Origin of the sequence: Streptomyces poriticola, assembly GCF_036689765.1 — a bacterium.
GTDB lineage: Bacteria > Actinomycetota > Actinomycetes > Streptomycetales > Streptomycetaceae > Streptomyces > Streptomyces poriticola.
Map to the genome: position 1 here is coordinate 205,417 of NZ_JBAGKH010000006.1, position 24,919 is coordinate 230,335.

The 24,919-nt window shown below is 70.3% G+C and carries 25 protein-coding genes; 11 read left to right on the forward strand and 14 right to left on the reverse strand.

Annotated elements, in window-relative coordinates; translation table 11 throughout:
- Positions 1 to 312 precede the first annotated feature (312 nt).
- Positions 313 to 2,211, forward strand: coding sequence for an NAD-binding protein (locus tag V5O46_RS12760; protein ID WP_332884673.1), 1,899 nt, complete (start codon positions 313 to 315; stop codon positions 2,209 to 2,211).
- A gap of 264 nt (positions 2,212 to 2,475) precedes the next feature.
- Here the strand turns inward: V5O46_RS12760 and V5O46_RS12765 are convergent, their stop codons facing one another.
- Positions 2,476 to 4,266: a S9 family peptidase gene (locus V5O46_RS12765; RefSeq protein ID WP_332884674.1), complete on the reverse strand. Its 1,791-nt coding sequence runs from the start codon at positions 4,264 to 4,266 to the stop codon at positions 2,476 to 2,478.
- 634 nt (positions 4,267 to 4,900) lie between these two features.
- On the opposite strand from V5O46_RS12765, the gene V5O46_RS12770 reads away from it, so the two are divergent.
- From V5O46_RS12770 to V5O46_RS12795, 6 genes are all read left to right on the forward strand, one after another.
- Positions 4,901 to 5,524, forward strand: coding sequence for a hypothetical protein (locus tag V5O46_RS12770; protein ID WP_332884675.1), 624 nt, complete (start codon positions 4,901 to 4,903; stop codon positions 5,522 to 5,524).
- Positions 5,524 to 6,555, forward strand: a complete 1,032-nt coding sequence (locus V5O46_RS12775) for a hypothetical protein (RefSeq protein ID WP_332884767.1) — start codon at positions 5,524 to 5,526, stop codon at positions 6,553 to 6,555. The genes V5O46_RS12770 and V5O46_RS12775 overlap by 1 nt, the downstream gene beginning before the upstream one ends.
- Positions 6,556 to 6,659: 104 nt before the next feature.
- Positions 6,660 to 6,887 (forward strand): hypothetical protein, encoded by a 228-nt coding sequence (locus V5O46_RS12780; RefSeq protein WP_408648973.1) that lies wholly within the window; start codon positions 6,660 to 6,662, stop codon positions 6,885 to 6,887.
- A gap of 68 nt (positions 6,888 to 6,955) precedes the next feature.
- A complete protein-coding gene (locus tag V5O46_RS12785) occupies positions 6,956 to 8,230 on the forward strand; it encodes a putative T7SS-secreted protein (protein ID WP_332884677.1) in 1,275 nt (424 codons plus the stop codon).
- The gene (locus V5O46_RS12790; RefSeq protein ID WP_332884678.1) at positions 8,230 to 8,919 is read left to right on the forward strand and encodes a hypothetical protein; all 690 of its coding nucleotides are present in this window, start codon (positions 8,230 to 8,232) and stop codon (positions 8,917 to 8,919) included. Before V5O46_RS12785 ends, V5O46_RS12790 begins: the two co-directional genes overlap by 1 nt.
- Complete coding sequence (locus V5O46_RS12795) at positions 8,916 to 9,830, forward strand: hypothetical protein (protein WP_332884679.1); 915 nt, start codon at positions 8,916 to 8,918, stop codon at positions 9,828 to 9,830. Before V5O46_RS12790 ends, V5O46_RS12795 begins: the two co-directional genes overlap by 4 nt.
- A 68-nt stretch (positions 9,831 to 9,898) precedes the next feature.
- Here the strand turns inward: V5O46_RS12795 and V5O46_RS31905 are convergent, their stop codons facing one another.
- Positions 9,899 to 10,510: an IS3 family transposase gene (locus V5O46_RS31905; protein ID WP_408648984.1), complete on the reverse strand. Its 612-nt coding sequence runs from the start codon at positions 10,508 to 10,510 to the stop codon at positions 9,899 to 9,901.
- On the opposite strand from V5O46_RS31905, the gene V5O46_RS12805 reads away from it, so the two are divergent.
- Positions 10,418 to 11,236 carry an SURF1 family protein gene (locus V5O46_RS12805; protein WP_332884680.1) on the forward strand — a complete coding sequence of 273 codons (819 nt, stop codon included), beginning with the start codon at positions 10,418 to 10,420 and terminating at the stop codon, positions 11,234 to 11,236. The genes V5O46_RS31905 and V5O46_RS12805 overlap by 93 nt on opposite strands.
- Positions 11,237 to 11,282: 46 nt before the next feature.
- Here the strand turns inward: V5O46_RS12805 and V5O46_RS12810 are convergent, their stop codons facing one another.
- From V5O46_RS12810 to V5O46_RS12840, 7 genes are all read right to left on the reverse strand, one after another.
- The gene (locus tag V5O46_RS12810; RefSeq protein WP_332884681.1) at positions 11,283 to 12,593 is read right to left on the reverse strand and encodes a hypothetical protein; all 1,311 of its coding nucleotides are present in this window, start codon (positions 12,591 to 12,593) and stop codon (positions 11,283 to 11,285) included.
- The gene (locus V5O46_RS12815; RefSeq protein WP_408648974.1) at positions 12,590 to 13,297 is read right to left on the reverse strand and encodes a SigE family RNA polymerase sigma factor; all 708 of its coding nucleotides are present in this window, start codon (positions 13,295 to 13,297) and stop codon (positions 12,590 to 12,592) included. Before V5O46_RS12815 ends, V5O46_RS12810 begins: the two co-directional genes overlap by 4 nt.
- A 350-nt stretch (positions 13,298 to 13,647) precedes the next feature.
- Entirely contained in the window at positions 13,648 to 14,739 is a 1,092-nt protein-coding gene (locus V5O46_RS12820; protein WP_332884683.1) for an aspartate-semialdehyde dehydrogenase, read from the reverse strand.
- Positions 14,739 to 16,016 (reverse strand): aspartate kinase, encoded by a 1,278-nt coding sequence (locus V5O46_RS12825; RefSeq protein WP_332884684.1) that lies wholly within the window; start codon positions 16,014 to 16,016, stop codon positions 14,739 to 14,741. Before V5O46_RS12825 ends, V5O46_RS12820 begins: the two co-directional genes overlap by 1 nt.
- A gap of 303 nt (positions 16,017 to 16,319) precedes the next feature.
- Entirely contained in the window at positions 16,320 to 17,405 is a 1,086-nt protein-coding gene (locus tag V5O46_RS12830; RefSeq protein WP_332884685.1) for a hypothetical protein, read from the reverse strand.
- A gap of 286 nt (positions 17,406 to 17,691) precedes the next feature.
- Positions 17,692 to 17,877, reverse strand: coding sequence for a DUF397 domain-containing protein (locus tag V5O46_RS12835; protein ID WP_332884686.1), 186 nt, complete (start codon positions 17,875 to 17,877; stop codon positions 17,692 to 17,694).
- A complete protein-coding gene (locus tag V5O46_RS12840; protein WP_332884768.1) occupies positions 17,870 to 18,625 on the reverse strand; it encodes a helix-turn-helix domain-containing protein in 756 nt (251 codons plus the stop codon). Before V5O46_RS12840 ends, V5O46_RS12835 begins: the two co-directional genes overlap by 8 nt.
- A 141-nt stretch (positions 18,626 to 18,766) precedes the next feature.
- Here V5O46_RS12840 and V5O46_RS12845 point away from each other — a divergent pair, with 141 nt between their 5' ends.
- Positions 18,767 to 19,195: a hypothetical protein gene (locus V5O46_RS12845; RefSeq protein ID WP_332884687.1), complete on the forward strand. Its 429-nt coding sequence runs from the start codon at positions 18,767 to 18,769 to the stop codon at positions 19,193 to 19,195.
- Here V5O46_RS12845 and V5O46_RS12850 read toward each other — a convergent pair.
- Positions 19,182 to 19,628, reverse strand: coding sequence for a hypothetical protein (locus tag V5O46_RS12850; protein ID WP_332884688.1), 447 nt, complete (start codon positions 19,626 to 19,628; stop codon positions 19,182 to 19,184). The genes V5O46_RS12845 and V5O46_RS12850 overlap by 14 nt on opposite strands.
- On the opposite strand from V5O46_RS12850, the gene V5O46_RS12855 reads away from it, so the two are divergent.
- Positions 19,627 to 20,004 (forward strand): hypothetical protein, encoded by a 378-nt coding sequence (locus tag V5O46_RS12855; RefSeq protein ID WP_332884689.1) that lies wholly within the window; start codon positions 19,627 to 19,629, stop codon positions 20,002 to 20,004. The two genes, V5O46_RS12850 and V5O46_RS12855, sit on opposite strands and share 2 nt — an antisense overlap.
- A gap of 59 nt (positions 20,005 to 20,063) precedes the next feature.
- Here V5O46_RS12855 and V5O46_RS12860 read toward each other — a convergent pair whose 3' ends face one another.
- The 3 genes from V5O46_RS12860 to V5O46_RS12870 form a co-directional block, all read right to left on the reverse strand.
- The gene (locus V5O46_RS12860) at positions 20,064 to 20,723 is read right to left on the reverse strand and encodes a DUF5063 domain-containing protein (protein ID WP_332884690.1); all 660 of its coding nucleotides are present in this window, start codon (positions 20,721 to 20,723) and stop codon (positions 20,064 to 20,066) included.
- Positions 20,716 to 21,315 (reverse strand): recombination mediator RecR, encoded by a 600-nt coding sequence (gene recR, locus V5O46_RS12865; protein ID WP_332884691.1) that lies wholly within the window; start codon positions 21,313 to 21,315, stop codon positions 20,716 to 20,718. The genes V5O46_RS12860 and recR overlap by 8 nt, the downstream gene beginning before the upstream one ends.
- 90 nt (positions 21,316 to 21,405) lie before the next feature.
- Entirely contained in the window at positions 21,406 to 21,750 is a 345-nt protein-coding gene (locus tag V5O46_RS12870) for a YbaB/EbfC family nucleoid-associated protein (RefSeq protein WP_332884692.1), read from the reverse strand.
- A gap of 288 nt (positions 21,751 to 22,038) precedes the next feature.
- Here V5O46_RS12870 and V5O46_RS12875 point away from each other — a divergent pair, with 288 nt between their 5' ends.
- On the forward strand, positions 22,039 to 22,893 hold the full coding sequence (locus V5O46_RS12875; protein WP_332884693.1) for an SLATT domain-containing protein: 855 nt from the start codon (positions 22,039 to 22,041) through the stop codon (positions 22,891 to 22,893).
- A 366-nt stretch (positions 22,894 to 23,259) separates the two neighbouring features.
- On the opposite strand, the gene V5O46_RS12880 is transcribed toward V5O46_RS12875, so the two are convergent.
- A complete protein-coding gene (locus V5O46_RS12880; RefSeq protein WP_332884694.1) occupies positions 23,260 to 24,825 on the reverse strand; it encodes a substrate-binding domain-containing protein in 1,566 nt (521 codons plus the stop codon).
- Positions 24,826 to 24,919 lie beyond the last annotated feature (94 nt).

Genomic DNA, 24,919 nt, shown 5'->3' on the forward strand with positions numbered 1-24,919 from the left:
GCCCGCGGCTGCTTCGTCTCCTCCGCCTCCCGCGGCTCTCGTACGGCCCTCGCGTCCCGCGCTTCCCGAAGGTCCCGCGCTTCCCGTACGGCCCCCTCCTCCCGTACGACCCCTTCCTCCCGTACCTCCCGTACCGATCTGCCGACGGCCACCTGCGACGTCCCTCCCTGGCGTTGGGCCTCCTCCTCCATACGGGCCGGGCCGCGCCGCCGTTCACCGGCTGCTGGAACCACACGTCCTGGTGAGGCAGTCTTGTGCCACGTGGGGAGCGTTGTTCCGAATCAAGGTCTCGCGGGGGATCCCGCCGCGCACATGGTGGTGTGCGGCGACGACGGTCTCGCGCACCGGCTGGCCGCCGAACTGCGCGGTGTGTACGGCGAACAGGTCACCCTCGTCGTCCCGCCCTCCGGGCGCCGGGTCCGCCAGCCCGTGGTCGGCCGGGCCCGGGCCGCCTCGGCCGCACTGCTGGACCTGGTCAACGCGGCCGTCAACCGCTCGCCGTCAGGTGAACCCGGCGGTGCCGCACGGGAGGTGGAGGCCGCCGAGCCCACCGAGGACGTGCTCGCCGACGCGGGCGTGGAGCAGGCCGCCGCGCTGGCGCTGGTGTACGACGACGACGAGACCAACATCCGCGCCGCGCTCACCGCCCGCCGGCTCAACCCCCGGCTGCGGCTGGTGCTGCGCCTGTACAACCGCCGGCTCGGCCAGCATATCGAGGAACTCCTCGACCAGGCCGCCACGTTGGCCACCGGCGAGGCCCGCACACCCGGCTTCGACGCCTCGACCACCGTCCTGTCCGACGCCGACACGGCCGCACCCGCGCTGGTCGCCACCGCACTCGTCGGCACCAGCAAGGTCGTCGAGACCGACGGGCTGCTGCTGCGCGCCGTGGAGCGGCAGCCGCCGCGGCCCGGCGAGGTCGCCGACCCGGGGCTGTGCACGCTGGCGCTGCTCTCCGCGACCAGCAACGACCCGGCCGGCTCGGAGGGTTCGGAGGGCAGCGGCGAGCAGGGGCCGCAGCTCCTGCCCGACCAGTCGGCGGTGGCCGCGGCGACCGGGCGCGGCACCGTCGCGCTGGAGCACGTCGCGTACTCCGGGCCGCCCTTGCCCGCGAGCCGCACGCGGGTGCCGCCCTTCGGGTCGCTGTTCTCGCGGCGGCTGCGCTGGTCGCTGGCGGGACTGGTGGCCTGCGTCGCCGGGCTCGCCGTCGCGCTGACCGTGCTGAGCGGCGACCATCCGCTGCACGCCACGTACATCACCCTCCTCAACCTGTTCGCCATCAACGACCCGGCCCTCAACCAGCCCGCCGGGGAGCAGATACTCCAGCTCCTCACCGGGCTGCTGGGGCTGCTTCTGCTCCCGGTGCTGCTGGCGGCGGCGCTGGAGGCGCTCGGCACCTTCCGCAGCGCCTCGGCACTGCGGAAGCCACCCCGGGGGCTCAGCGGGCATGTGGTGCTGCTGGGGCTGGGCAAGATCGGCACCCGGGTGCTGACCCGGCTGCGGGAACTGCACATACCCGTGGTGTGTGTCGAGGCCGATCCCGACGCCCGCGGAATGTCGACCGCGCGCCGGCTGCGGGTGCCGGTGGTGCTGGGGGATGTCACCGAGGAGGGCGTACTGGAGTCCGCCAAGATCCACCGCGCGCACGCCCTGCTCGCCCTGACCAGCATCGACACCACCAATCTGGAGGCCGTGCTGTACGCCCGGTCGGTGCGGTCGGACCTGCGGGTGGTGCTGCGGCTGTTCGACGACGGCTTCTCCACCGCCGTGTACCGCACCCTGCGCGCCGCACACCCGGACGCCCTCACCCGCAGCCGCAGCGTGACCCATCTGGCGGCGCCCGCGTTCGCCGGGGCGATGATGGGGCGCCAGATCCTGGGCGCCATTCCGGTCGAGCGGCGGGTGCTGCTGTTCGCCGCCGTGAGGGTGGCCGGGCATCCGCAGCTGGAGGGCCGGACGGTCGGTGAGGCGTTCCGGGCCGGGGCGTGGCGGGTGCTGGCGCTGGACACGGCGGCCTTCGGGGTGGATCGGACGTACGAGGAGGTCACCGCCGCCGAGGGCGCGGGGCCGCCGCTGCCCTCGGGGCTGGTGTGGGACCTGCCCGACACGTATGTGCTGCGGGGCGAGGACCGGGTGGTGCTGGCCGCGACGCGGCGGGGGCTGGCGGAGCTGCTGGGACGGCGGCGCGGGCGGCAGCGGGCCGACGTGTGACGCCCGCCCGCTGCCCCGGCGGGCGGCGAGGCGGGCGGGCGGGCAAGGCTGTGCTCGTCGACGCCCGACGGGGTGCCGCACCGCCGGTGCGCGCTCCGCTGGAAGTTCCGCGATGTCTGATCGGCGTGAACGGGTGATCGGGTGATCGGAGTGATCGGAGTGATCGGCTGATCGGACCGCTGCGGCGCCGTAGCGGCCGATCGCGCAGTTCCCCGCGCCCTCTTCGGGGCGCCACCGCACCGCAGCCCGCTTCAGCCGGCCTGCTCAGCGCAGGTGCCGGGCCGCGAAGTCCAGTTCCAGTCCGACCTGCTTGATCCGCTCGTCCACGACGAGGGAACCGTGCCCCGCGTCGTAGCGGTAGACCTCGTGGACCGCGTCCCTCGCCTCCAGGCGCTTGACGAAGTTCTCGATCTGGCGGATGGGGCAGCGCGGGTCGTTGACCCCGGCCGAGATGTGGACGGGGGCCTTGACCTGGTCGACGTAGGTCAGCGGGGAGGACGCCTCGAAGCGGTCCGGAACCTCTTCGGGCGTGCCGCCGAGGAGGGTGCGGTCGAGGGCCTTCAGGCCCTCCATCTCGTCGTGGTACGCCGTGACGTAGTCGGCGACCGGGACGGCGGCGATGCCCAGCGTCCACAGGTCGGGCTGGGTGCCGAGGCCGAGCAGCGTGAGGTATCCGCCCCAGGAGCCGCCGGTGAGGATCAGCTGCTCGGGGTCGGCGAGGCCGGAGCCTACCGCCCACTCCCGGACGGCCGCGATGTCCTCGAGCTCGATGAGACCCACCCGGTGCTTGAGGGCGTCGGTCCAGGCCCGGCCGTATCCCGTGGAACCGCGGTAGTTGACCCGGACCACCGCGTATCCGTGGTCGACCCAGGCGGCCGGGCCGGCGGCGAAGGAGTCGCTGTCGTGCCAGGTCGGGCCGCCGTGGATGTCGAAGACCGTCGGCAGCGGGCCGGTCGCGCCGGCCGGCTTCTGGACCAGGGCGTGGATACGGCCGCCGGGCCCCTCCACCCACACGTCCCGCACCGGCACCGAACCGGGCGACTTCATACCGGGCGGGTCCAGGACGATGCCACCCGTGGTGGAACGGACCGCGGACGGCTCGGCGGCCGAGGACCACAGGTACTCCACGCTGCCGTCGGGGCGGGCGGTCGCACCGGAGACGGTGCCGGCCGGGGTGGGGACCTCCACCAGCTCGCGGTGGGCGAGGTCGTAGCGGAACATCTCGCTGCGGGCCTCGAAGCTGTGCACGATCAGCAGGCCGGTGCCGTCGGGGTACCACTCGGCGCTGACGTCGCCGGGCAGCTCCAGGGCGAGGTCCGTCTCCTCGCCGGTCGCCACGTCCCACACCAGCGGCTCCCAGCGGCCGCGCCGCTGGTGGCCGATGAGGAGCCGGGTGTCGCCGTCGACCGGTGCGAAGCCGAGCACCTCCAGGCCCAGCTCCTCGGTGCCGCCCTTGGTGTCGTCCAGCTCGGCGACGGTCGAGCCGTCGAGGCGCAGGACGCGCAGCGCCGAGTGCATGGCGTCGCCGTGCTCCGTGTGCTCGACGGCGATCAGCGAACCATCGTGGGAGAGGTCGCCGACGCCGGCCGACTCGCGGTGCCGGTAGATCTCCGCCGGGGCCTCGCCCGGGCGCGCGAGGTGGATCGTCGTGCCGTCCTCGTCCGTGGAGCGGCCCACGACCGCGGTGCGGCCGTCCCGGCCGAGGGCGAGACCTGCCGGGTAGGACGGGTCGAGCCCCGGCACGGCCAGCTCGTCCTCGCCGCCCGCGAAGGGCTGGCGACGCCAGACGCCGAACTCGTCGCCGTCCTTGTCGTCGAACCACCAGATCCACTCGCCGTCCGGCACGAGGGTGCCGTCCGTCGTGCCGTTGGGCCGGTCGGTGACCTGGCGCTGCTCGCCGGTCGACCGGTCCCAGGCGTACAGCTCGTACGTCCCCGTCGCGTTCGACACGAACAGGGAACGGTCGGGTGCGTCCTCCGCCCAGTCGGGAAGGGAGACCCGCGGCGCCCGGAACCGCTTCTCCCAGTCGGGCATGGCTGCTGCGTCAGTCGTCATGCCCCTATTCAACCTGATGGCGCGGCCTGCCAAGAACGGGATTCCGGCAACGCTAACCCCCGTGTTCTTTCCCACCTTTCGATCGATAGGCCGCAAGCGTAGAACGGGCCGGATTCCAAGCAATGCCCGAGCATATTCGCGCATTCGGCTGCGGCCGACAGTCGGTCACCCGCACAGTAGACGGGAACTCCCTTTCCGTCAGCGCACAGAAACGCAATCTTCACTCTCCGTTCTGGCGGAGGAAGAACTCCGGAAGATTCTGGTGCGGATTGTCGCGGCGACCATTTCACCGGGATCCCGGTCGCGCACGCTGCGAGTGGACACGCCGTGCACCTGTGCCTCCATGATGACGGCGTAGAGGGCCTGGTCGATCCGGCGCCCGGACGCTGGTCCCGTACACCACGAAGAGGGTCACCATCGAGAAGCGGGTCCAGACCCTTCGCACGGGTGCGTCGCGTCGTGACTGGGCGCCCGTTGTAGCGTGACAAGCCTGTCGTTGCGCCCTTCGCAGCGACTGTGTGACCGAGGCGCCCCTGGTGTCCCATGGGTACCACGGATAGCGTTGGCTTAGCTGATGTGAAGATCGTTGCAACGGGGGTTGATCGTGATCCGTCGTCCTTGGTCGCTTGCTGCCGTGGTGTCAGTAGCGGCGGTGTTGTCACTGTCGGCGTGCGGGGGAGGGGAGGACGAGGACTCCGGCGGTGGGGACAAGATCGCTGGGGCTGATACGGGGAAGAAGTCGCCGTCGCCGAGCGCCTCGGAGTCGGCGGATCCTGGGCGGCCGAAGATCGAGTTGCCGTCGGACATCACGTACAAGTTCGAGTGGAAGAAGACGGGCGATCCGGAGAAGGACGCCGTGCTGCGGGATGCGGAGCAGCGGATCAAAGCCGTGAGCATGGCGATCGCCGAGCAGGATCCGCTGCATGAGGCGTATCGCTTCTACTCCGAGGGCGGAGCCGCGGCGGGGAGCGAGAAGTTCATCCAGTCATTCGTCGATCACGAAGCGCGGATCGCGGGGGTCGCTCGCTACTTCCGCGAGATGGTGACGGTGAAGGACGACGGAACCGCGTCGCTCGTGTACTGCGAGGACCAGAGCAAAGGCTTCAACAAGTACATCAAGACAGGTAAGACCGACGACGTAACCGTCAGCAAGGACAGTTACGTGAACTACGCCAGCGTCCTGCGTAAGGGCACCAACGGAGTCTGGGTCACGCAGAGCCTGCAGTCGCAGCGGGGTAGCGAGAGGTGCCAGCCGTGATGATGTGCCTGCGCCGAGCGTCGGTTGCCTGCTGCTTCACGGCGCTGCTCGTCGCCTCTGCCTCGCCCGTCCACGCCGATCCGGACACTCCCGGATGGGGATTCGGTGGCGATGATGGGACGAATCAGCAGGCCGACACCGACGCCGATGGCACCGTCTCCGTAGAGGTCGGCGGTGTGGTCTTCGACCGTTCGAAGAACGGCGGCGGTGAACGCGCGGGCGCGCTCACGTCGAGTACGTCGTGGTCGCCCCCGCCGTGCTGGTACGCCCCGAAGTACACCCCGGAGCAGCTCCAGAAGTACCTGGAGTCGATCTGGAACGCCGAGTCCACCGGCCACGAGTGGGACACGGAGCAGCGCGAGAAGTACAACGCGGACGACGAGAAGAAGGGCTTCAACAAGGACAAGTCCGGCAAGGGCTACTGGTGGGGCGCGTACTACGACGACGGCTATCCGCCGGGCTGGGACGAGTGCGACACCGAGTATTTCTGGGTGGACGAGGGTGACCCGCCGCCGGCCGACGTCCCCAACGCCGTCACCCCGCAGGTCCTCGCCGAACTCGCGTACGCGGAGATCCAGGTGCCGGGCACCGAGGTGACGCTCGCGCCCGCAGAAGCCACGAAGGTCAACCTGCCGACGTGGGCGTGGCTGGACGCGGCCGAGTTCAAGCCGGTGTCGGTCACCGCGTCCGTGCCGGTGCTTGGGATCGAGGCGACTGCTACGGCTGAGCCGGTCTCGCTGGAGATCGACCCGGGGACGAAGGACGCCGAGGTGTATCCCGCGTCCGGGGTGTGCGAGATCAACGACGGCCGTATCGGAGAGCCGTACACCAAGGGCAAAGCGGACCGTACTCCTCCCTGCGGCGTGAAGTATCTGCGCTCCTCAGGCGATGACACCTTCCCCCTGCAGGCCACAGTCACTTGGACGATCGACTGGACGGGCAGCGGCGGCGCGGGTGGAGATCTCCCGGACGGCGAATTCGGCGCGGTCCAGGACGTCGTGGTCCAGGAGATCCAGGCCGTCAACCGCTGAGCGTCGACGAGGGCTTGAGAAACGGGGATGGCGTGAGTGATCTTTCGATCGACTACGAAGTGCTGAACAGAGTGAGGCACAACCTCGATCACATATCGGACCTGATGAAGAGGCCCGGCCGCGAGATGGAGCAGGTCACGGGGCACGCGATGGGGGTTCCCGAACTCGCCTCGCGAATGGACGACTTCGGGGACGAGTGGTCGTACGGGATCAAGCAGTTGACCAAGTTCTCGAAGCAGGCGTCGAAGGCCCTGCTCAAGGTCAAGCAGTCTTTCGAGGATCTGGATCAGGAGCTCGCCGAGGTGGGCAAGGGCAAGAGGGACGGGAAGTAGCCATGGCCGAGGCAAGACTGGAGGACTTCCCGGGTCTGGGGTTCGTACCGTGCCCTGGCGACCAGCCCGTGGCCGACGACGTGGCCAAGACCGTTCGCCGGACCGCGCGGGCGCTCGTCGAGATCTGCCAGGTCCTGCACGGCACCGGTGTCGGTGACTGGGAGGGTAAGGCCGCGGCGGTGTTCCGCGAGAAGTTCGACGACGACTTCCGGCCGCGTATGGATGAGGCCCGCGACTCCTTCCAGGACGCCGCGTCCGCCCTGGAGGACTGGGCGGACTACATGAAGGAGAAGCAGGGCGCGGCCGTGCGGCTGGAGAGGCAGGCCGCCGAACTCGATGAACAACTGGGTAGGGCCCACGAGAAGGCGGACAAGCTGGGCAAGGCCGACTCTGACAAGAAGGACACCCAGCAGCACAAGGACGAGGTCCAGGCTGCCAACCGGGCGGTGAACGCCAAGGAATTGGAACTGGATGAGCTGCGGCGCTCAGGGCGCACATTGGCAAGGAACTACCAAGGCCACGGCAAGGAGATCGCGAACCGTCTGAAGAAGGCCATGGACATCGCCCCGGACGAGCCCGGCGTCTGGGACAAGCTCGGGGACGCCATCTCGGACCTCGGGAAGGCGCTGGCGGATCTTCCTGGCCAGGTGGGCGAACTGCTCGCGGAAGTCGGTCACTGGATCAAGGAACACGCCGACTGGATCACCGTGATCGCCTCTGTCGTCGGTGTCGTCGCCATCTTCTGCCCGGTGCTCGCGCCGCTGGCCATCGGGTTGAGTGCCGTGGCGTTCATCGCGCACGCAGCGAAGTACCAGGCCGAGGGAGGCCTCTTTCCTCCGTGTGGAAAGAATGCGGGCAACTGGCTCACCCTGGGCGGTGATCTGCTGGGCATGGTGCCGGGTGTGGGCGCGGTGAAGACGGGCATTCAGGCCGGCGTCAAGGCAGGACGGGGAGCAGGCGGGCTGGCGAACGGCACCAAAGTCGGTATCAATACGGCCGCCAAGGTGGCGAAGAACGAGATGAAGGGAGCCGACCTGGTTGCGAACGTGATCGACAAGCCGGTGATGGCTGCCGCCAGCAAGCTCGGTCTTTCGCGAGGGGCCGCTCTGACCGCCACCGAGGTGACTCAGGCTGCCGCACAGACCGCCTGGACGGTACCGACCGCGCTCAATGCGTGGGAGACGAGCGATGGGCGAGCCGATGCGGCGACCTGGGGGACGGGGATCGGCAACATCACGACGGCTGCTCCGGCCGGTATGGGCGGCAAAGGAGCCACCATCGCAGGTGGGGTGTTTGCCCTCGGCAGCACGATCGGCTTGGGCGCCTGGGAGTTGACTGACTGATGGAAATAGAAGCTGTCGACGTACCAGACCTATGGTTCGAACTACCACCGGGATTCGTTGAGTTCAACCTCCATGACGACCCCGAGAGCCGCATCCTGCGGATGGTGGACACGGCGGACGCGCTGTTCACCTCTGCTACGCAGGAGCAGAAGCTCAGGTTCGTGGCCGCGGGCGAGTACATCCTCCAGACGATGATCTCCGCTGGCGCGCAGCATGTCTCAGGTTGCCTGCTGCGAATGCCGGGGGACAAGTTGTCCCAAGGCACGCTCTGCGTGATGATCGAGAGCCCTGAGTCCGGCGCACTCCGTCAGGACCGGCATGGGACGGCGAAAGCCACCGCCGCTCAGTGGCGGAGTGTGTTCCCCGACGCAGAGGTTGGGTTGGTCATGCTGCCGTACGGAATCTCCGCCCTGTGCATACGGGAACTCGATCTGCTGATTCCTGGCGTGCTCTTCGGCCTGGACTCACCGGTCCCCACCACCGTTCGCCAGGCTCAGTTCTGCGTCCCGCTCAAGACTGGCCCTGGAGCAGCCCTCTTCGTTTTCACGACGGAAGACATCAAACACTGGGCCGAGTATCTCGAAGTGCTCGGCGGCGTCATGAAATCCATCGCAGCGGAGGAGCCGTCCTGGCCAGACGGATCGGCGCCTGAAGGACCCCTTGCCTGTGTAGAAGGAGCCTCATCGTGATCAGCGTTGCGCAAGCAGAGGCCGGGGCACGCGGGCGGCGTGCAAAACATCCCGTGCTGCTGGCCATCGGGATCGGCTGTTACGCGCTCGCCGCGATCGTGGGAATGTCCCTCCTGCTGAACCATGCCGGATTCATGCTCCTGGCGTTCCTATGGCTTCTGCACAGCGTACTGCTCACCGTGCTGATCCGTCGTCTTGGGGCGAAAGAATCAAGTACCTACGCTGCCCTGTTCATCGTGCTCTTGTCAGCGATTTGCGCGCCCGTCCTCGACATTGCGCGCGACGACCTCTCCCTTCAACAGCATGGAGAGAAGGTCACGGCCACCGTGGCGAAAGAGCGAACCGTTCCTGCCGCGGGCCGAGAGGGACCCCATTCCCGTTACACCTTGGAAAAGCCCGACGGTACAAGGGTTCGAGGGCCAGAGCTGGACCGGACAGCCGATCCCTATGACGTTGGTCAAGTGCTGACTGTGATCGAGGACCCCGAAGGTGTCCTCGCCCCCCAGCCCGTGGGCGATGCGGACGCGACTGCGGAGCTCGTGGGAGCGGGGGCCCTCGCGCTTACCGCGGTCGGCGCTGTCGGCATGATGGCATGGTGGGGGTCGGAAAAGGCGATGCTTCGCGACGCCGTGAAGCGCGGGCAACCGTCCGTAGGGCAGAAGGTGTCCGGCACACTCAAGCGCACCAAGGTCTCCGTTGCCGATCAGGAGACGAAGCTGCGGGAGGCGCTGCGGACGTACCCGAAGGACCGGCGCGGGTACATCAAGGTCCACCCCGAGGAATTTCCCGGGATTCCGCACGCGCGGGCGGCTCGGATCGCCTGGGAGGAGGGCTTGCGCGCGGAGGCGCACGGCAACCGGGGTTCATGGCGCTTCGGGGAGACCGTGCTTGAAGAGGTCGCCCATGAGTGAAGGCGTGCATTGTCAGTAGGCCCACTGGATCGGCCAGATGGGACGCCTGCGTCGGACGTCAGAGCTTCTCACGTACACGTCCAGGACGAACGCCACGTACGCCCAGCCCGACCAGGTGCGGACATACGTCGTGTCCGCCACTCGCAACTGGTCCGGCCGCGAGGCGGTGAAATCGCGGTCGACCAGGTTTCCGGGCGGGCGGGGCGCCGACGGCTCGGGCACGTGGTGCGACGCCGCCGGCCGCGGATGACGCCCTCGATGCCCAGCTCGCGCATCAGCCGCTCGATGGTGCACCGGGCCACCCCGACGCCCCTGCGCCGCAGGCGCAGGTGATCCGCCGGGCCCCATAGGTGGCCCCGGACTCGGGCGTGGATCTCCTCGATCAGCGGCATGAGCTGCTCGTCGCGGAGCCGACGGGCGGACTTCGGGACGCTTCCTGCGGGCGAAGTACGTCGAGGGCGACAGGTCCGCCGGAATGTCAGTGGGGGGATGCAGACTGACTGGTATGGCGGATTTGGCGGTGGGCGGGTGTCGCCCCGCGTACCCCGCGGCGGGGGCTCCCGGTCGTGGCCCGTACCGTGGGGGGCGTGTACCGGTTTCTGCTGACACCCCGCTGGTGGGGGATCAACGTCTTTCTCGTGCTGTCGATCCCCTTCTGTATTTTCATGGGGTCGTGGCAGCTGGGCCGGTTCGAGGACCGGGTGGAGGATCACCGCAGCGCCGAGACGCAGGCCGAGGACGCCCGGCACGAGGCCGCCCGGCCGCTGGGGGAGCTGCTGCCGGTGGACAAGTCGACCGTCGGCAAGCAGGCCACGGTCACCGGGCGGTACGCGGAGCAGCTGCTGGTCCCGGACCGCGAGCTGGACGGCCGGCGCGGGTACTACGTGCTGACGCTGCTGCGCACCGACTCCGGCCAGGCGCTGCCCGTCGTGCGGGGTTGGCTGCCCGGAGAGCCCGACCCGGCGAAGGTCCCGGCCGCGCCGGGCGGTGAGGTCACGGTCACCGGGGCGCTGCACGCCTCGGAGAGCCCCGGCTCGGGCGGGGCCGGCTCCCGCAGCGGGCTGCCCGCCGGCCAGACCTCGGCGATCAGCACGGCCGCGCTGGTGAACCTGGTGCCGTACGACCTGTACGACGCCTGGATCACCCTCAACGAGGGCGAATCCGGGATGCAGGCCGCACCCGTGAGCGCGCCCGAGAACACCGGGCTGGACCTCAAGGCGTTCCAGAACCTCGGCTACACCGCCGAGTGGTTCGCCTTCGTCGGGTTCGTGATCTTCATGTGGTTCCGGCTGCTGCGCCGCGAGGTGGAGCTGGCCCGCGACGCCGAGCTGGGGCTGCTGCTGCCCGACGCGGAACAGGACGGACATCTGGAGCACGGCGAGCGGCGCAGCCCGTCGGGGGTGTAGCGGTGGGACCGGTCCCCGCGCCGGTGGCCGCCGGGCCGGGGTGCCGCTACTGCGCCGCCAGTACGCCCGTCCAGTGCACGGTGCCCGCGCAGGCGTCGGAGACCGTGGCCGTCGCCGAACCCGTGCCGCCCTCCGGGGTGTAGGTCACGGCGACGCTGCCGTCGACCAGACCGTCCTCGGTGACCAGCTGAGGGGCGGTACCGCCGTCGTCACCCTCGCCCGCCGTGGCGCCCTCGGTGGTGGTCGGCTCCTGTGTCGGCGACGGGTCGGGCGAGGGCCCGCCGGTGCTGCCGCCGGTCGTCCCGCCGGTACCGCCGCCCCCGGCGGTGGGGCAGGTCTCCGTCGGCACCCAGGCGAACTGCACCTCGTACGCGGCACCGGGCTCCAGCAGCAGCTGCGGCAGCTCGAGCGACGGGTCGGGCAGTCCGGCCGCCGCGTCCCCGGCCACGTGCCGGGCGGTGCCGATCTTGTTGGCGTCGGCCGCGCCCTTCGGCGACGCGGTCACCGCGCCGGGACCGGCGACCGTACACCCTGCCGAGGAAACGTTCGTGACGAGGAAGGAGCCGTAGACCACGCCGGTGGAGTCGGGCGCGGCGCTGGAGGCGACGGCGGGGCCGAGCTGGCCGGCCGCGCAGGCCGGGGCTCCGTCCGCGGAGCTGGCGGAGGGGTCGGCGCCGGCGGTCGCCCCGGAGTCCGGGCCGCCGGTCTTCTCGTCCTTCTCCTTCTCCTTCGCGTCGGCCCGGCCCTTGTCCTCGGCCCTGCCGGTGGAGCCGACGCTGTCGCTCTTGCCGCCGGCCGGGTCCTTGCCGGAGCTGACTCCGCCCTGCGCCTGGGAGGCGTGCCCGGCCACGCTCGGGTTGGCACCGGAGCCGCCGGAGTTGGAGACGTGCACCAGCGCCGGGACCGCGGTGCCGACGAACAGCACGGCGGCGGCCAGGCCGACGGCGGCCTGGCGCTTGCGGGCCCGCCGGGCGGGCACCGCGCGGCGCAGGTACTCCAGGGTGCCGTCCTGCGGCTGCACATCCCGCACCGCGTCGTGCAGGATCCGGCGCAGGGCCAGCTCGTCGGGGTCGAGCCCACCGAGCTCGTCGAGCCCGTCGGACCCGTCCAGCCCGGCGGGTCCGTCGAGCCTCCCGGGTCCGTCGAGCCCGGCGGGCCGCTGCGCGGCGGAGCCCTGCGCGTCCGGGCCCTGCGCGTCCGGGCCCTTGGGGTCGGGGCCGTGGTTCACTGTTCCGTTCCCAGCGTGCGAGTGGTTCACAGGGTGGTCCTCGAGGTGGTCCTCGAGGTGGTCCTCGGGGCGGTCCTCGTGACGGTCGTCGGCGGCGTCGTGCCGCCTCCCGCCGTGGCCGTCGCTCATGCCGGTGCCTCCATGGCCACCCTGAGCGCGGCGATGCCGCGGGAACCGTACGCCTTCACCGAGCCCAGCGATATGCCGAGCGTCTCGGCGACCTGGGCCTCGGTCATGTCGGCGAAGTAGCGCAGCACGAGCACTTCGCGCTGGCGGCGCTGGAGCCCCTTCATCGCCTTGATCAGGGAGTCGCGCTCCAGCTGGTCGTAGGCGCCCTCCTCGGCGCTGGCCATGTCGGGCATGGGCTTCGACAGCAGTTTCAGACCGAGGATGCGGCGGCGCAGTGCCGAACGGGAGAGGTTGACGACGGTCTGCCGCAGATACGCCAGGGTCTTCTCCGGGTCGCGGACGCGTTTGCGCGCCGAGTGGACGCGGATGAAGGCCTCCTGGACGACGTCCTCGCAGGAGGCGGTGTCGTCGAGCAGGAGGGCGGCGAGACCGAGCAGCGACCGGTAGTGGGTGCGGTAGGTCTCGGTGAGGTGGTCGACGGTGGTGCCCGCCGCGGCGGCCTCCTCGGCGCCTTCACGCTGGCCGGGCAGGCGGGCGGGCTGCGCTGCGGGCATGTTCGCGATCACCGGCATGCCACCGGCCGCGCCGGCCGGCCGGAGTCGGACGGCCCGACGGGGCGGCCGAAGGGCGGCCGAGCGGCGCCCCGCCGCTGGGGGTACCCCCTGTTCGAAGAGCCTGGGGGAGAATTCGAGTACCTCTGCCACGCCAGTTGGACACGCGTGCCCCCACGAGGGTTGTACGTGCCGGGCGGCACGTTCGCTCTCGCGTCAGGCAGCACAACTGACGGTGCCCCAAATGCCCTCATGCGTCCCGCTCTTCCCCTGAATTCCAGTTGGCCGGACGTCCCCACGTCCTGCCCTCGGCGTCCCCACGCCCCGGACTGGGTGACGGCAAAGACGCTCCCCGTCATCCGCGCGGTTGCGGGAGCGGGGAGGAAATCGTCCGATGCCGAGGGGAGCCTGTTCAAGTGGTCCGGACCATCTTTTGGATCACAGGAACCACACTGATACTACGAACCTCAACCACTGTGGCAGAGCGGTTTTCCGAGGACGGGTCAGCCGTCGTACTCGGCCGCCACCAGCTCCGCGATCTGCGCCGTGTTGAGCGCGGCGCCCTTGCGGAGGTTGTCCCCGCACACGAAGAGTTCGAGCGCCGTCGGGTCGTCCAGCGCCCGGCGCACCCGCCCGACCCACGTGGGATCGGTGCCGACCGCGTCCGCGGGCGTCGGGAACTCCCCGGCCGCCGGATCGTCGAACAGTACGACGCCCGGCGCGGTGGCCAGGATCTCCCGGGCCTTGTCGACGGTGACCACGCCCTCGAAGCGGGCGTGCACGGTCAGGGAGTGCGTGGTGACCACCGGCACCCGTACGCACGTCACCGCCACCGGCAGCTGCGGCAGCCCGAGGATCTTGCGGGACTCGTCCCGCACCTTCATCTCCTCCGAGGACCAGCCGTCCTCGCGCAGCGACCCGGCCCACGGTACGACGTTCAGCGCGACCGGCTCCGGGAACGGCCCGGTGTCGTCGCCGACGGCCCGCCGCACGTCACCGGGGTGCGTCCCCAGCTCCGTACCGGCCACCAGGGACAGCTGTCTGCGCAGCGTGTCCACTCCGGCCAGGCCCGCACCGCTCACCGCCTGGTACGAGGAGACGACCAGCTCGCGCAGCCCGAACTCGGCGTGCAGCGCACCCAGCGCGACGATCATGGACAGCGTCGTGCAGTTCGGGTTGGCGATGATCCCGCGCGGCCGCATCCGCACCGCGTGCGGATTGACCTCGGGCACCACCAGCGGCACGTCCGGGTCCATCCGGAAGGCGCCCGAGTTGTCGACCACCACCACACCCTTGGCGGCGGCGACCGGTGCCCACTGGGCGGACACCTCGTCCGGTACGTCGAACATGGCGATGTCGACGCCGTCGAAGGCCTCCTCGCTCAGCGCCACCACCTCGACCTCCTCGCCGCGCACGGCCAGCTTGCGGCCGGCCGAGCGCGGCGAGGCGATCAGGCGGATGTCACCCCAGATGTCCGCGTGCTGGGACAGGATCTGGAGCATGACGGTGCCGACGGCCCCGGTCGCTCCGACGACCGCGAGCGTCGGACGCCCCGTCCTTCCCGGTCCCGCCGGGGGCCGTACGGTTTCGGCCATCAGCGGCCGGTGCCTCCGTAGACCACGGCCTCGTCGCTGTCGGAGTCCAGACCGAAGGCGGTGTGCACGGCGCGCACGGCCTCGTTGACGTCGTCCTTGCGGGTGACCACCGAGATGCGGATCTCGGAGGTCGAGATCAGCTCGATGTTCACCCCGGCGTCGGACAGCGCGGTGAAGAAGTCGGCGGTGACGCCCGGGTTGGTCTTCATCCCGGCGCCGACCAGCGAGATCTTGCCGATCTGGTCGTCGTAGCGGAGCGAGTCGAAGCCGATGGAGGCCTTGTTCTTCTCCAGCGCGTCGATGGCCTTGCGGCCCTCGGTCTTGGGCAGCGTGAACGAGATGTCCGTCAGACCCGTGGAGGCCGCGGAGACGTTCTGCACCACCATGTCGATGTTGATCTCGGCGTTCGCGATCGACCGGAAGATGGCGGCCGCCTCGCCCGGCTTGTCCGGCACCCCGACGACCGTGACCTTGGCCTCGGAGGTGTCGTGCGCGACTCCGGAGATGATGGCCTGCTCCACCTGCTTGTCCCCTTGGTTGATCGGCTCGCTGCTGACCCACGTGCCCTGCAGTCCGCTGAAGCTGGACCGGACGTGGATCGGGATGTTGTACCGGCGGGCGTACTCCACGCAGCGGTGGAGCAGCACCTTGGACCCGGAGGCGGCCAGTTCGAGCATGTCCTCGAACGAGATCCAGTCGATCTTCTTGGCCTTCTTCACCACGCGCGGGTCGGCGGTGAAGACGCCGTCGACATCGGTGTAGATCTCGCAGACGTCCGCGTCGAGGGCGGCGGCGAGCGCCACGGCGGTGGTGTCGGAGCCGCCCCGGCCCAGCGTGGTGATGTCCTTGCTGTCCTGGCTGACGCCCTGGAAGCCGGCCACGATGGCGATGTTGCCCTCGTCCACGGAGGTGCGGATACGGCCCGGCGTCACGTCGATGATCCGGGCTTTGTTGTGGACCGAGTCGGTGATGACACCCGCCTGGCTGCCGGTGAACGACTGGGCCTCGTGACCCAGGTTCTTGATCGCCATGGCCAGCAGGGCCATGGAGATCCGCTCTCCTGCGGTCAGCAGCATGTCGAGCTCACGGCCGGCAGGGATCGGGGAAACCTGCTCGGCGAGATCGATCAGCTCGTCCGTCGTGTCGCCCATCGCGGAGACCACGGCGACCACCTGGTTGCCGTTCTTCTTCGCTTCCACGATTCGCTTGGCGACGCGCTTGATGCCCTCGGCATCGGCTACGGAGGAGCCTCCGTACTTCTGCACGACAAGGCCCACGTGCGCTCCTCGCTCATTCCGTCTCTTTCCGCACGTACGTAGCTGTACTGCGGTCGGCTCAGTCTATCGAGCGTCCGGAATCCGCCCCTGCGATATCGCATGGTGAGACCCCGGCGCGCCCAGGCTGGCTCATGCCCAGACATACGCGGCCCACTCGGAAAAGTGCCCTGCATCACATCTTCACAATCGGCGCCGCTCAGTCCGCGAGGTCCTCGACGGACATCTGCGGCCGGTGCTCGGTCCCGGGGGTCACGGCGTCGCCTCCTCGACACCATGGTGCCCCGACCGGCGCCTCCTGCGTGCTCACAGCGCCCTCTCGGCCTTCGAGCGCAGGCCCCCGGCCGCCCGGACCTCCGCCGCGCGGCGGGCGACGTCCACGAACTCGTACACGGGCTCCGGGTCGGCCAGGAACGTGTCCGGCACGTAGCCCGCGTCCAGTTCGCCGGCCGCCTCCGCCGCCAGGTCGGCCTCGTACTCGGCGCGGCAGTCCGGGCACATGCCGTCCTCGAGCTTCGTCGTGCGCTCGTCCGCGTCGCAGGTGATGCAGCACATCACCGCGGCGGTCACGCGGGCCCGTCGCCTTGCGGGCTTCTGGCGGATCTTCGCCTTCTTCGGGGGCATCTTCGTCTCCAGTCGGTTGCGTGCGAGTCCGCCGGGGTTGTTCACGGCGGACGGGAGCCCTTCGGTCAGGGCCCGGGTGATCTCGTTCGGGGTCGAGCCGCGCGACAGCCACTCCCGGGCCAGCGACTCGAGGGAGCGGCAGTCGGACTCGGACAGCGGCATCCGGGGATCGGCCTCGCGCAGGTCGGCGAGGGTCAGGTAGGCGGCGCTCTGCTCCGGTTCCGGCTGCGACTCCGGATGCGGGTGCGGCTCCGGCTCCGGGTACGGCTGCGACTCCGGATGCGGGTGCGGCTCCGGCTCCGGGTACGGCTCCGGATGCGGGGTGGGTTCTTCGGCGGGCGACTGCGACTGCGGCTGCGGCTGCGACTGCGGCTCGTCGGTGCGGGCGAGGCCCGCCGCGTGGTCCTCGGTGACGATCCGCCCCTTGCGGGCCCGCGCGAACTCCCTCCACCACTCCGCGGACCTGGGCGTTCGCGACCAGTACGTGCGCGTCACCCACCTCATCGAGTTGTCCTCGACGGTGATGTGCTCCCGGATGTGCCGCACGTGACCGGCGGCGTCCAGGCCGCGCAGCGAGGTGCGGACGGCCTGTTGGCCGTAGCGCGGGTGTACGGCGGCGAGCGCCTTGTAGCCCATCGCGTGGCCGTCGTCGAGGTGGTCGATGAAGACGGCGATCTCGCGGTCACGAGGGCTCAGGTGTGCGAAGTCCGCGTCTGCGTGCAGATTTTCGTCACCCGCGGAACGCTTGCCGTACCCCGTTTTGGCCATGGGGTGGGACGGGGAGGGGAGGGCAGGACTAGGGTGGGCGCAAGCCACGGTCGAAGTCTCCGTTCGATCCGTAGGTCAGGCCCCGGAGTTGGTGTTGGCGCACCGCCGGGGCCGACTCATGTGCAGGTCGTTTGCCGCGAACCTAGGGCCGCTTTACGCAGCGGCGCAAGCCGATCACGGAACGTCACCCGTTCGAGGTAGCGCGCCTCAACTCACCTACAAGCTTGGTTGGTTGGGTATTTCAACCAGCCCAGAAAACCCAGGGGAAGGGCTCGAGGCCCGAGGCTCAAGCCTCGGGCTGAACTGCGGCGATGAATGCCGCCCAGGCGGGGGCGGAGACGTGGAGTTCGGAGCCTCCGGGGGTCGTCTTGGAGTCGCGGATGTGGACGGTGGGGGCGAGGGCGACCTCGACGCAGTTGGCACCCTCGGGATCGCTGTAGCTGGACTTGAACCACTTCAGCCGGTCAACCATGGTGATCTGCCATTCGCTCGATGAACCGGACCGACTCAGCAGGGCTGAGGGCCTGGGCACGAATCATGCTAAGCCGCTCGGTCACGCGCCGAACCACGGTCGGCTCGGCCGACAGGTCACTGATGAACTGGCATTCGGTATAAGCAAACCGCTCATGGTCGCTGGTCTCCATCAACACCAGGGGCCCCATGACCGCGATGGGGATGGACCGTTCGAAGGGCAGCACCTGCAGGACGACGTTTCTCAGTTCTGCGGCCTTCAGCAGGCAGCGGAGTTGTTCGTCGTCCACCAGCGGAGAACGCAGAGCCGCCTCGTAGACAGTGAAGGCGAACGCCACCGGTGGCTTGCGATCCGTGAGAATGGCCTGCCGCTCCACCCTGCCCGCGATCCGCTCTTCGACCGTCCCTTCGTCAAGAGGCGGAACATAGCCCTCGATCAAGGCCTGCATGTACCCCTTCGCCTGCAGCAACCCGGGAATCAGTCCGGCCTCGTAGGACCAGTAACTGATCGCCTCCCGCTCGCGCTCCATGAAGTCCAGGGCACACTTCGGAAACTTCTCCCGCTGCAAGTAGTCCTTCGCCGCGCTCAGCAGCCCCTCCGCCCGGCACAGTTCGTCCGCCACGTCCAGGACTCTCGGCGTCGGCATCCGTACGCCCTGCTCCATCGACTTGATGGTGTCCGGCGAGTAGTTCGCGGCCTCGGCGAGCTGCTCCCTGCTGACGTTGGCCTTGGTGCGCCAGCGTTTCATCTGGTTGCCGCCGTAGCGCCAGGCGGCGGGGGGCTGGGAGTTGGTCTGGCCCGACACGGCACGCACCTCCGATGGATACACCCCGGCGTGTATCACCTCAGTCGCTACCGAGCGTAGCGACCCGCGCGCCAACGTGTGAGTATGACGAACGCAATTCACCAGCCCGGCTGGATTCCGACGGCCGGCCACCAACTGCACGTCGTCGGCGTGCACTTCGACGCCGTACGGATCGATGGCGTGCGCGGCGAGGTGGTCACCGAGTGGCTGGTCGACGCGAGCGGCGACGACGCCGGGCCGATCGTGGGCGAGGCGAGCGGGAGGCGGTGGTGGGTGTACTTCCTGCTGCCGCCCGGCACGGTACGGCGCTACGAGTGGCCGCTGGGCGTGCAGCGGCTCGGCGGCCGGGGCGAGCGTGCCGTCACGTACCTCGGGGTGCCGGCGCTCCACGGGAACACCTGGCCGCTGCGCTGGTACAGCGTGCCGACCGCGACCGCGCCGCACGTCGCGCCCGGGGCGCTGGCGCGGGCGCTCGGACGCGGGGTCGTCCCGGTGCGGCTCAGCCCCGGGTGACGCTGACCGGGAGGGAGGCGTGCCTGGGGGCCGCCTCGTCGGCGGACGCCGCCTGCGGCGCGGAGGTGTCGACCAGGCGGATGAGCAGCGAGGTCGAGCCGGTCGGGCCCGCGTTGGTGGCGCTCAGGCGGTAGCGGTCGACGCGGGAGGCGTTGCGGGCGAGCGGGGTGCCGTCCGGGTAGAGGTAGTGGGGGTACACGTCGTTGGCCACGCGCAGGTCGGCGCGACGCCAGGCGCCGGTCGCCGGGTCACGGCGCTCCAGGACCAGGCCGTTGGTGGGTGAGGAGCCCTCGCCGACCATCATCTCCGTCTGGAGGGCGACGTGCAGTCCTGCGTAGGCGCGGGTGTTGCCGTTGCGGACGGAGACCGTGAACTCCTGGGCCACGCCGCCTCGGGTCAGGGTGATCCGGCCGCCCTCGGTGGAGGCGATCATGCTGATGGCGCTCGCGGCCGGAGGCTGCGTCGACGGCTTGGCGGCGGGTTTCGGGGGTTTCGGGGGCTTCGTGGTGCTGATCGGCCCGGCCGTGGTCGGGGTGGCCTTCGGCTCCGCGGTGGAGGCGGTCGGGGAGGGCGTCGGAGTCACGGACGCGGTCGCCGACGGTGACGCCGACGGTGACGAGGTCGTCGTCGCGGAGGCCGTGCCCTTCGCGTCGGCGGCGGTGTCCTCGGGGCCGCAGGCCGTCAGGAGTACGGCCGCTGCCGTGACGGTCACCACCGCCGCCGTCGTGCTCGCGGCTCTGCCACGTCCGTGGTGCATCGGCTGCTGCCCCCGTGTTCCGGATCCAGGTGTCAAGGACCCGCCACGGTAACCGGACGCCGGGCGCGGGCACGCAACGTCACGGTGTCGCTTGGGACACGAACCGGCCGGTCACTGCACCGGGCGAAGGCCCAGGGGGCCCGCGATCTCCTCGGCCATGACCTGGCCGGCCTCCGCCTCCAGGGTCTCGTCGCCGATGTCCTGGTCGGTGTCGAGGCCGTCCAGCTCGGCCAGCGGCTGGTTGAGGCGGACGTGGGCGACGACCGACTGCAGGGCACGCAGGGTCGCGGACGCGGTCGAACCCCAGTTGGAGAAGTAGGAGAACTGCCACCACCACAGAGCCTCCGTGGTGCGGCCTGCCCGGTAGTGGGCCATGCCGTGGCGGAGGTCGGTGATGACGTCGGTGAGGTCGTCCGAGATCCGGGCCGGGACGGGCGCCTTGCGGGGCTCGTAGGGGTCGAAGACCTCGGAGTAGACGTCGATGGGGTCCAGGATGCGGGCGAGGTTCTCGCGGAGCTCGTCCACGTCCTGCTCGGGGCCCGGGTCGGGCTCGTAGCGCTCGTCCGGGACGATGTCCTCGTGGGCTCCGAGACGGCCGCCGGCCAGCAGGAGCTGGGAGACCTCCAGGAGGAGGAAGGGGACCGCCGAGTCCGGCTCGTCGCCCTTCGCGACCTCCGTGACGGCGACCAGGAAGCTCTCGATCTGGTCCGCGATCTGGACCGCGAAGTCGTCCGGGTTCTGATGGGTCGCGTGCAGCGTGGCGTCAGACATCTAGGAGTCGTCTCCCCTCGAAGGCCCGGCCGAGGGTGACCTCGTCCGCGTATTCCAGGTCGCCACCCACCGGGAGGCCGCTGGCCAGGCGGGTGACCTTGAGGCCCATGGGCTTGATCATGCGGGCGAGGTAGGTGGCCGTGGCCTCGCCTTCCAGATTCGGGTCCGTGGCCAGGATCAGCTCCTTGACCGTGCCGTCGGCCAGGCGGGCGAGCAGCTCCCGGATGCGGAGGTCGTCGGGGCCGACGCCGTCGATGGGGCTGATCGCGCCGCCGAGCACGTGGTACCGCCCGCGGAACTCACGGGTGCGCTCGATGGCCACGACGTCCTTCGGCTCCTCCACGACGCAGATGACGGCCGGGTCGCGGCGGGTGTCGCGGCAGATTCCGCACTGCTCCTCCTGCGCGACATTGCCGCAGGTCGCGCAGAAGCGGACCTTCGCCTTCACCTCTGTCAGGGCGTGGGCGAGGCGTCGTACGTCGGCGGGTTCCGCCTGGAGGATGTGGAAGGCGATCCGCTGCGCGCTCTTGGGACCGACGCCGGGCAGCCGCCCGAGCTCGTCGATGAGGTCCTGGACCACGCCTTCGTACACCGGACTTCCGTCCTTCCTGGGGTTCCTGCACTACGTACGGTAGAGGGCTGCGGCCGGTCCGAGAAAGGCGGACCTTCCCGGCCGACGCTCTCAGAAGGGCAGGCCCGGGATTCCGCTGCCGCCGCCGAGCCCCTGGGCGAGCGGACCGAGCTTCTGCTGCTGCAGGGCCTGCGCGTTCTCGTTGGCCGCCTGGACGGCGGCGACCACCAGGTCGGCGAGGGTCTCGGTGTCCTCCGGGTCCACCGCCTTCGGGTCGATCTGCAGCGCGCGGAGCTCACCGGAGCCGGTGACGGTGGCCTTGACCAGGCCGCCGCCCGACTGCCCGTCGACCTCCGTCTGCGCCAGTTCCTCCTGGGCCTTCGCCAGGTCCTGCTGCATCTTCTGGGCCTGCTGGAGCAGCTGCTGCATGTTGGGCTGGCCACCACCGGGGATCACGTTCAGCTCCTATCGCCGCGAGGGTCGTCGCTGCGGGATTTTTCCCGTTCGGCACGAGCCTACGTGCTCCGTGCGGCCCTCGCCCCAGCACTCTTTCGAGTGAGGTGGTAGCGCGTCCTATACCTGATCAACACCCCCTTCCGGGCGGAAAAGCGGGGAAACCCGGGCCTTCGCCACCCATTGGGCGGTAGGAAGGTCCGGCGCGTCAGCCTCTGAATATCGCGCACATGCCGCGGCGTCGCGGAATCGTTACGCACCGTGATCGAATTGATCGGTAGGGAGTGCCGGGTGGGTCAGCCGGAGATGCAGCCCGACGGGCCGTCTCACGACGGGCGGGGCGGCGATGGGGCGGGGCGGTTCGGGGGCCCGGGGGGACACGGGGGACAGGGAGGACAAGGGGGACAAGGAGGACAGGGCAGTGAGCCGGGTGATCTGACTGGGCGGACGTTTCCGCTCGGGGACTGGGAACGGCCTGCGGAGCGGCTGGACGAGCTGTACCGGTGGGTGGAGCAGCGTGCGCTGGAGACGGCGGACTGGTATCTCGCCGACCGGGTGTGGAAGCGGCGGGTGGCGCGGTTGCTGCGGGGCGGGGCGGCGGCGGGGGCGGTAGCGGGGGCGGCGCTGCCGCTGCTCGACATGACCCGGGTGGTGAGCGGGGTCGCTCCCTGGGGGTATCTGGCGTTGCTGCTGGGTGTGGCGTGTGTTGCCGGGGACCGGTACTTCGGGGTGACGTCCGGGTGGATGAGGGACGTGGCGACGGCGCAGGCGGTGCAGCGGAGATTGCAGGCGCTGCAGTTCGACTGGGCGTCGGAGAGTGTGCGGGAGGTGCTGGGGCCGGCGGAGGGTACCGCCGGGGAGGCGGTGGAGCGGTGTCTGCTGGTGCTGCGGCGGTTCTCGGAGGACGTGACGGAGCTGGTGCGGGCGGAGACGGCTGACTGGATGGTGGAGTTCCGGACGGGGTCGGCGTCGTTCGGGGTTCAGGCGGGGGTGGTCGGGGTCGGGGGTCTTGGTGTGGGGGCTGGGGCGGGGGCCGGTGCGGGTGGGCGGGGAGATGCGGGGTCGGGGGCGGGGGCGGGGCGGTTCGGGGTGCCGCCGGGGGCGCGGCCGAACATGCCTCGGCAGCGGCCGCCGGAGCCTCGGTGAGGGCGCCTCTCCGGAAGGCGGCGGTGACTGTCCGGGCCCGGGTGACCGGTGACTGTCCGGACGGGTGACCGGCGACTGTCCGGGCCCGGGTGACCGGGGTCGGCTGGTGACCGGCGTTGTCGGTGGCCGTTGGGGTGGGGGCGCAACCCGGCGTTGACGGGGTGCCTCCCAGAGGGGCTACCCCAGCGCCCGCCCGTGCCGCCCTGGAGGTACCTCCCAGGCCGTTCAGGCACTGGGCGAGGCAGGGCACGATTGCCCGCGGTTGGGCTGGTGGGCGGCCCACCGGCACCTGGGCCCCCGGATGGGCGGGGGCGGCGCCGACCGGTGCTGCGGCCCGTGGGTGGGTGGGGCCCTCGGGAGGCTCCCTCAGGAGGCTGGCGGTCGTGAGGGGTGTTCCGCGCAGAGGTTCAGGCCTGCTGGGGTCCAGCAGGGGACGTGGCCGTGGGTCCGGGTGATGTCCTGGCCGTTGCCCCGGGTGAGGTACGTGAGGAAGCTGGAGGCCAGGGAGTCGGCCGGGGGACGGCCGTAGGTGTAGGCGTACTCGATCTCGCGGTACGGGTAGGCGCTGCCGCCCTGTTCGAGGACGTCGACGGACGGGGGGTCGCCGTCGAGGGTGAGACGGCGCAGGCCCTTCGCCCGGGTGGCGAGGTTGAGCTCGCTGTAGCCGATCGCGCCGGGGACCTTGGCGACCGTCGTGAGGATCTGCTGGGTGGAGTCGAGCTCGCAGCGGACGACGGGCGCGGTCCGGTCGTCCTTGTGGACGCAGTCGAGGGAGGAGTTGGCGATCTCGCCCCGGTCCAGCACCCGGCGCTGGAAGACCTGTCTCGTCCCGGAGTTGGCGTCCCGGCTGACCAGCCGCACCGGCAGGTCGGGGCCGCCGAGCTGACGCCAGTTGGTGATCTCGCCGCGGTACAGGCGGCGTACCTCGGCCGTCGTCAGGTCGTCGTCGGGCAGCCGTACTCCCTCGTTGACGACGAGGGCGAAGACCGACACCGCCACCCGGTTCTCCCGCAGGTCCGGGAAGCCGCTCGGTTTGGTGCCGTCGGAGAAGGCGATCACCGGGGGCGAGCCCTGCTCCGTACGGGCGCCGGTCACGGCCAGTTCCCGGATGCCGGAGGTCGAGCCGTGCGTGTCCACGACGATCGACGTCTCGTCGTCCGCGCAGTCGCGCTCGTACTTGCGGGCCACCTCCCGCAGGACCGGCGCGAAGGCCGTCGAGCCGATCAGGGTGAGGGTGCCGCTCTCGCAGCCGACGGGCGGCGGGGTGTCGTCCCGGGTGACGACGATCGCCGCCAGGGTGACCACGGAGGCGGTGAGCATCACGGTGATGGTCCGCGCCGCCCGGCTGAACAGCGGCGGCTTGTCGTCCGGGGTGGCGCTGCGGTTGGGGTGGACCTCGCCGTCCCGGATGCCGCCGATCAGCCGGATCTCCCGGCCGACGTCACCGCCGGAGAGCAGGACCAGGAGTTTGAAGTAGTCGCCGCGGTTGAGGGGGACGCGCGGGATGCGCAGGGTGTTGCCGTCGTAACCGAAGCCCCGGCCGGGGGTGAAGTGGTCCATCAGGTGGTCGGTGTCGGACGGCTGGGTGACCGAGACGGCGCGGATGGTGCGGTCGGCGAAGACCGCGGTGAGACCGTGGAGTTCGGGGCCGGTGTAGTCGTCGTGGTCGACGCCCTGGGAGCCGTCGTTCTCGACGCGGAGGAGGACGAGGGTCGCGTCCGTCATGCCGGGGGTCTCGTCGAACAGTCCGAGGCGGCGGTTGGCGCGGCCCGAACGGACGTCGTCGCCGATCGGGTTGTCCATCTGGACGCGGTACCCGATGCGTTTGCGGCGCGGCACCCGGCGTTCGTACCAGAGCATCACGCCCGAGGCCGCGATGCCGAGGACCGCGGTGGCCACGGCCACCAGGTTCTCCGCGCTCAACCACTCCACCGTGCGCCCCCGCCGCCGACAGTCGAACGGTCACCGTACGACTGTGCGAGGGGACCGAGTGCTGCCGTTCACGGAAGTTCGCCGGACGTTCACC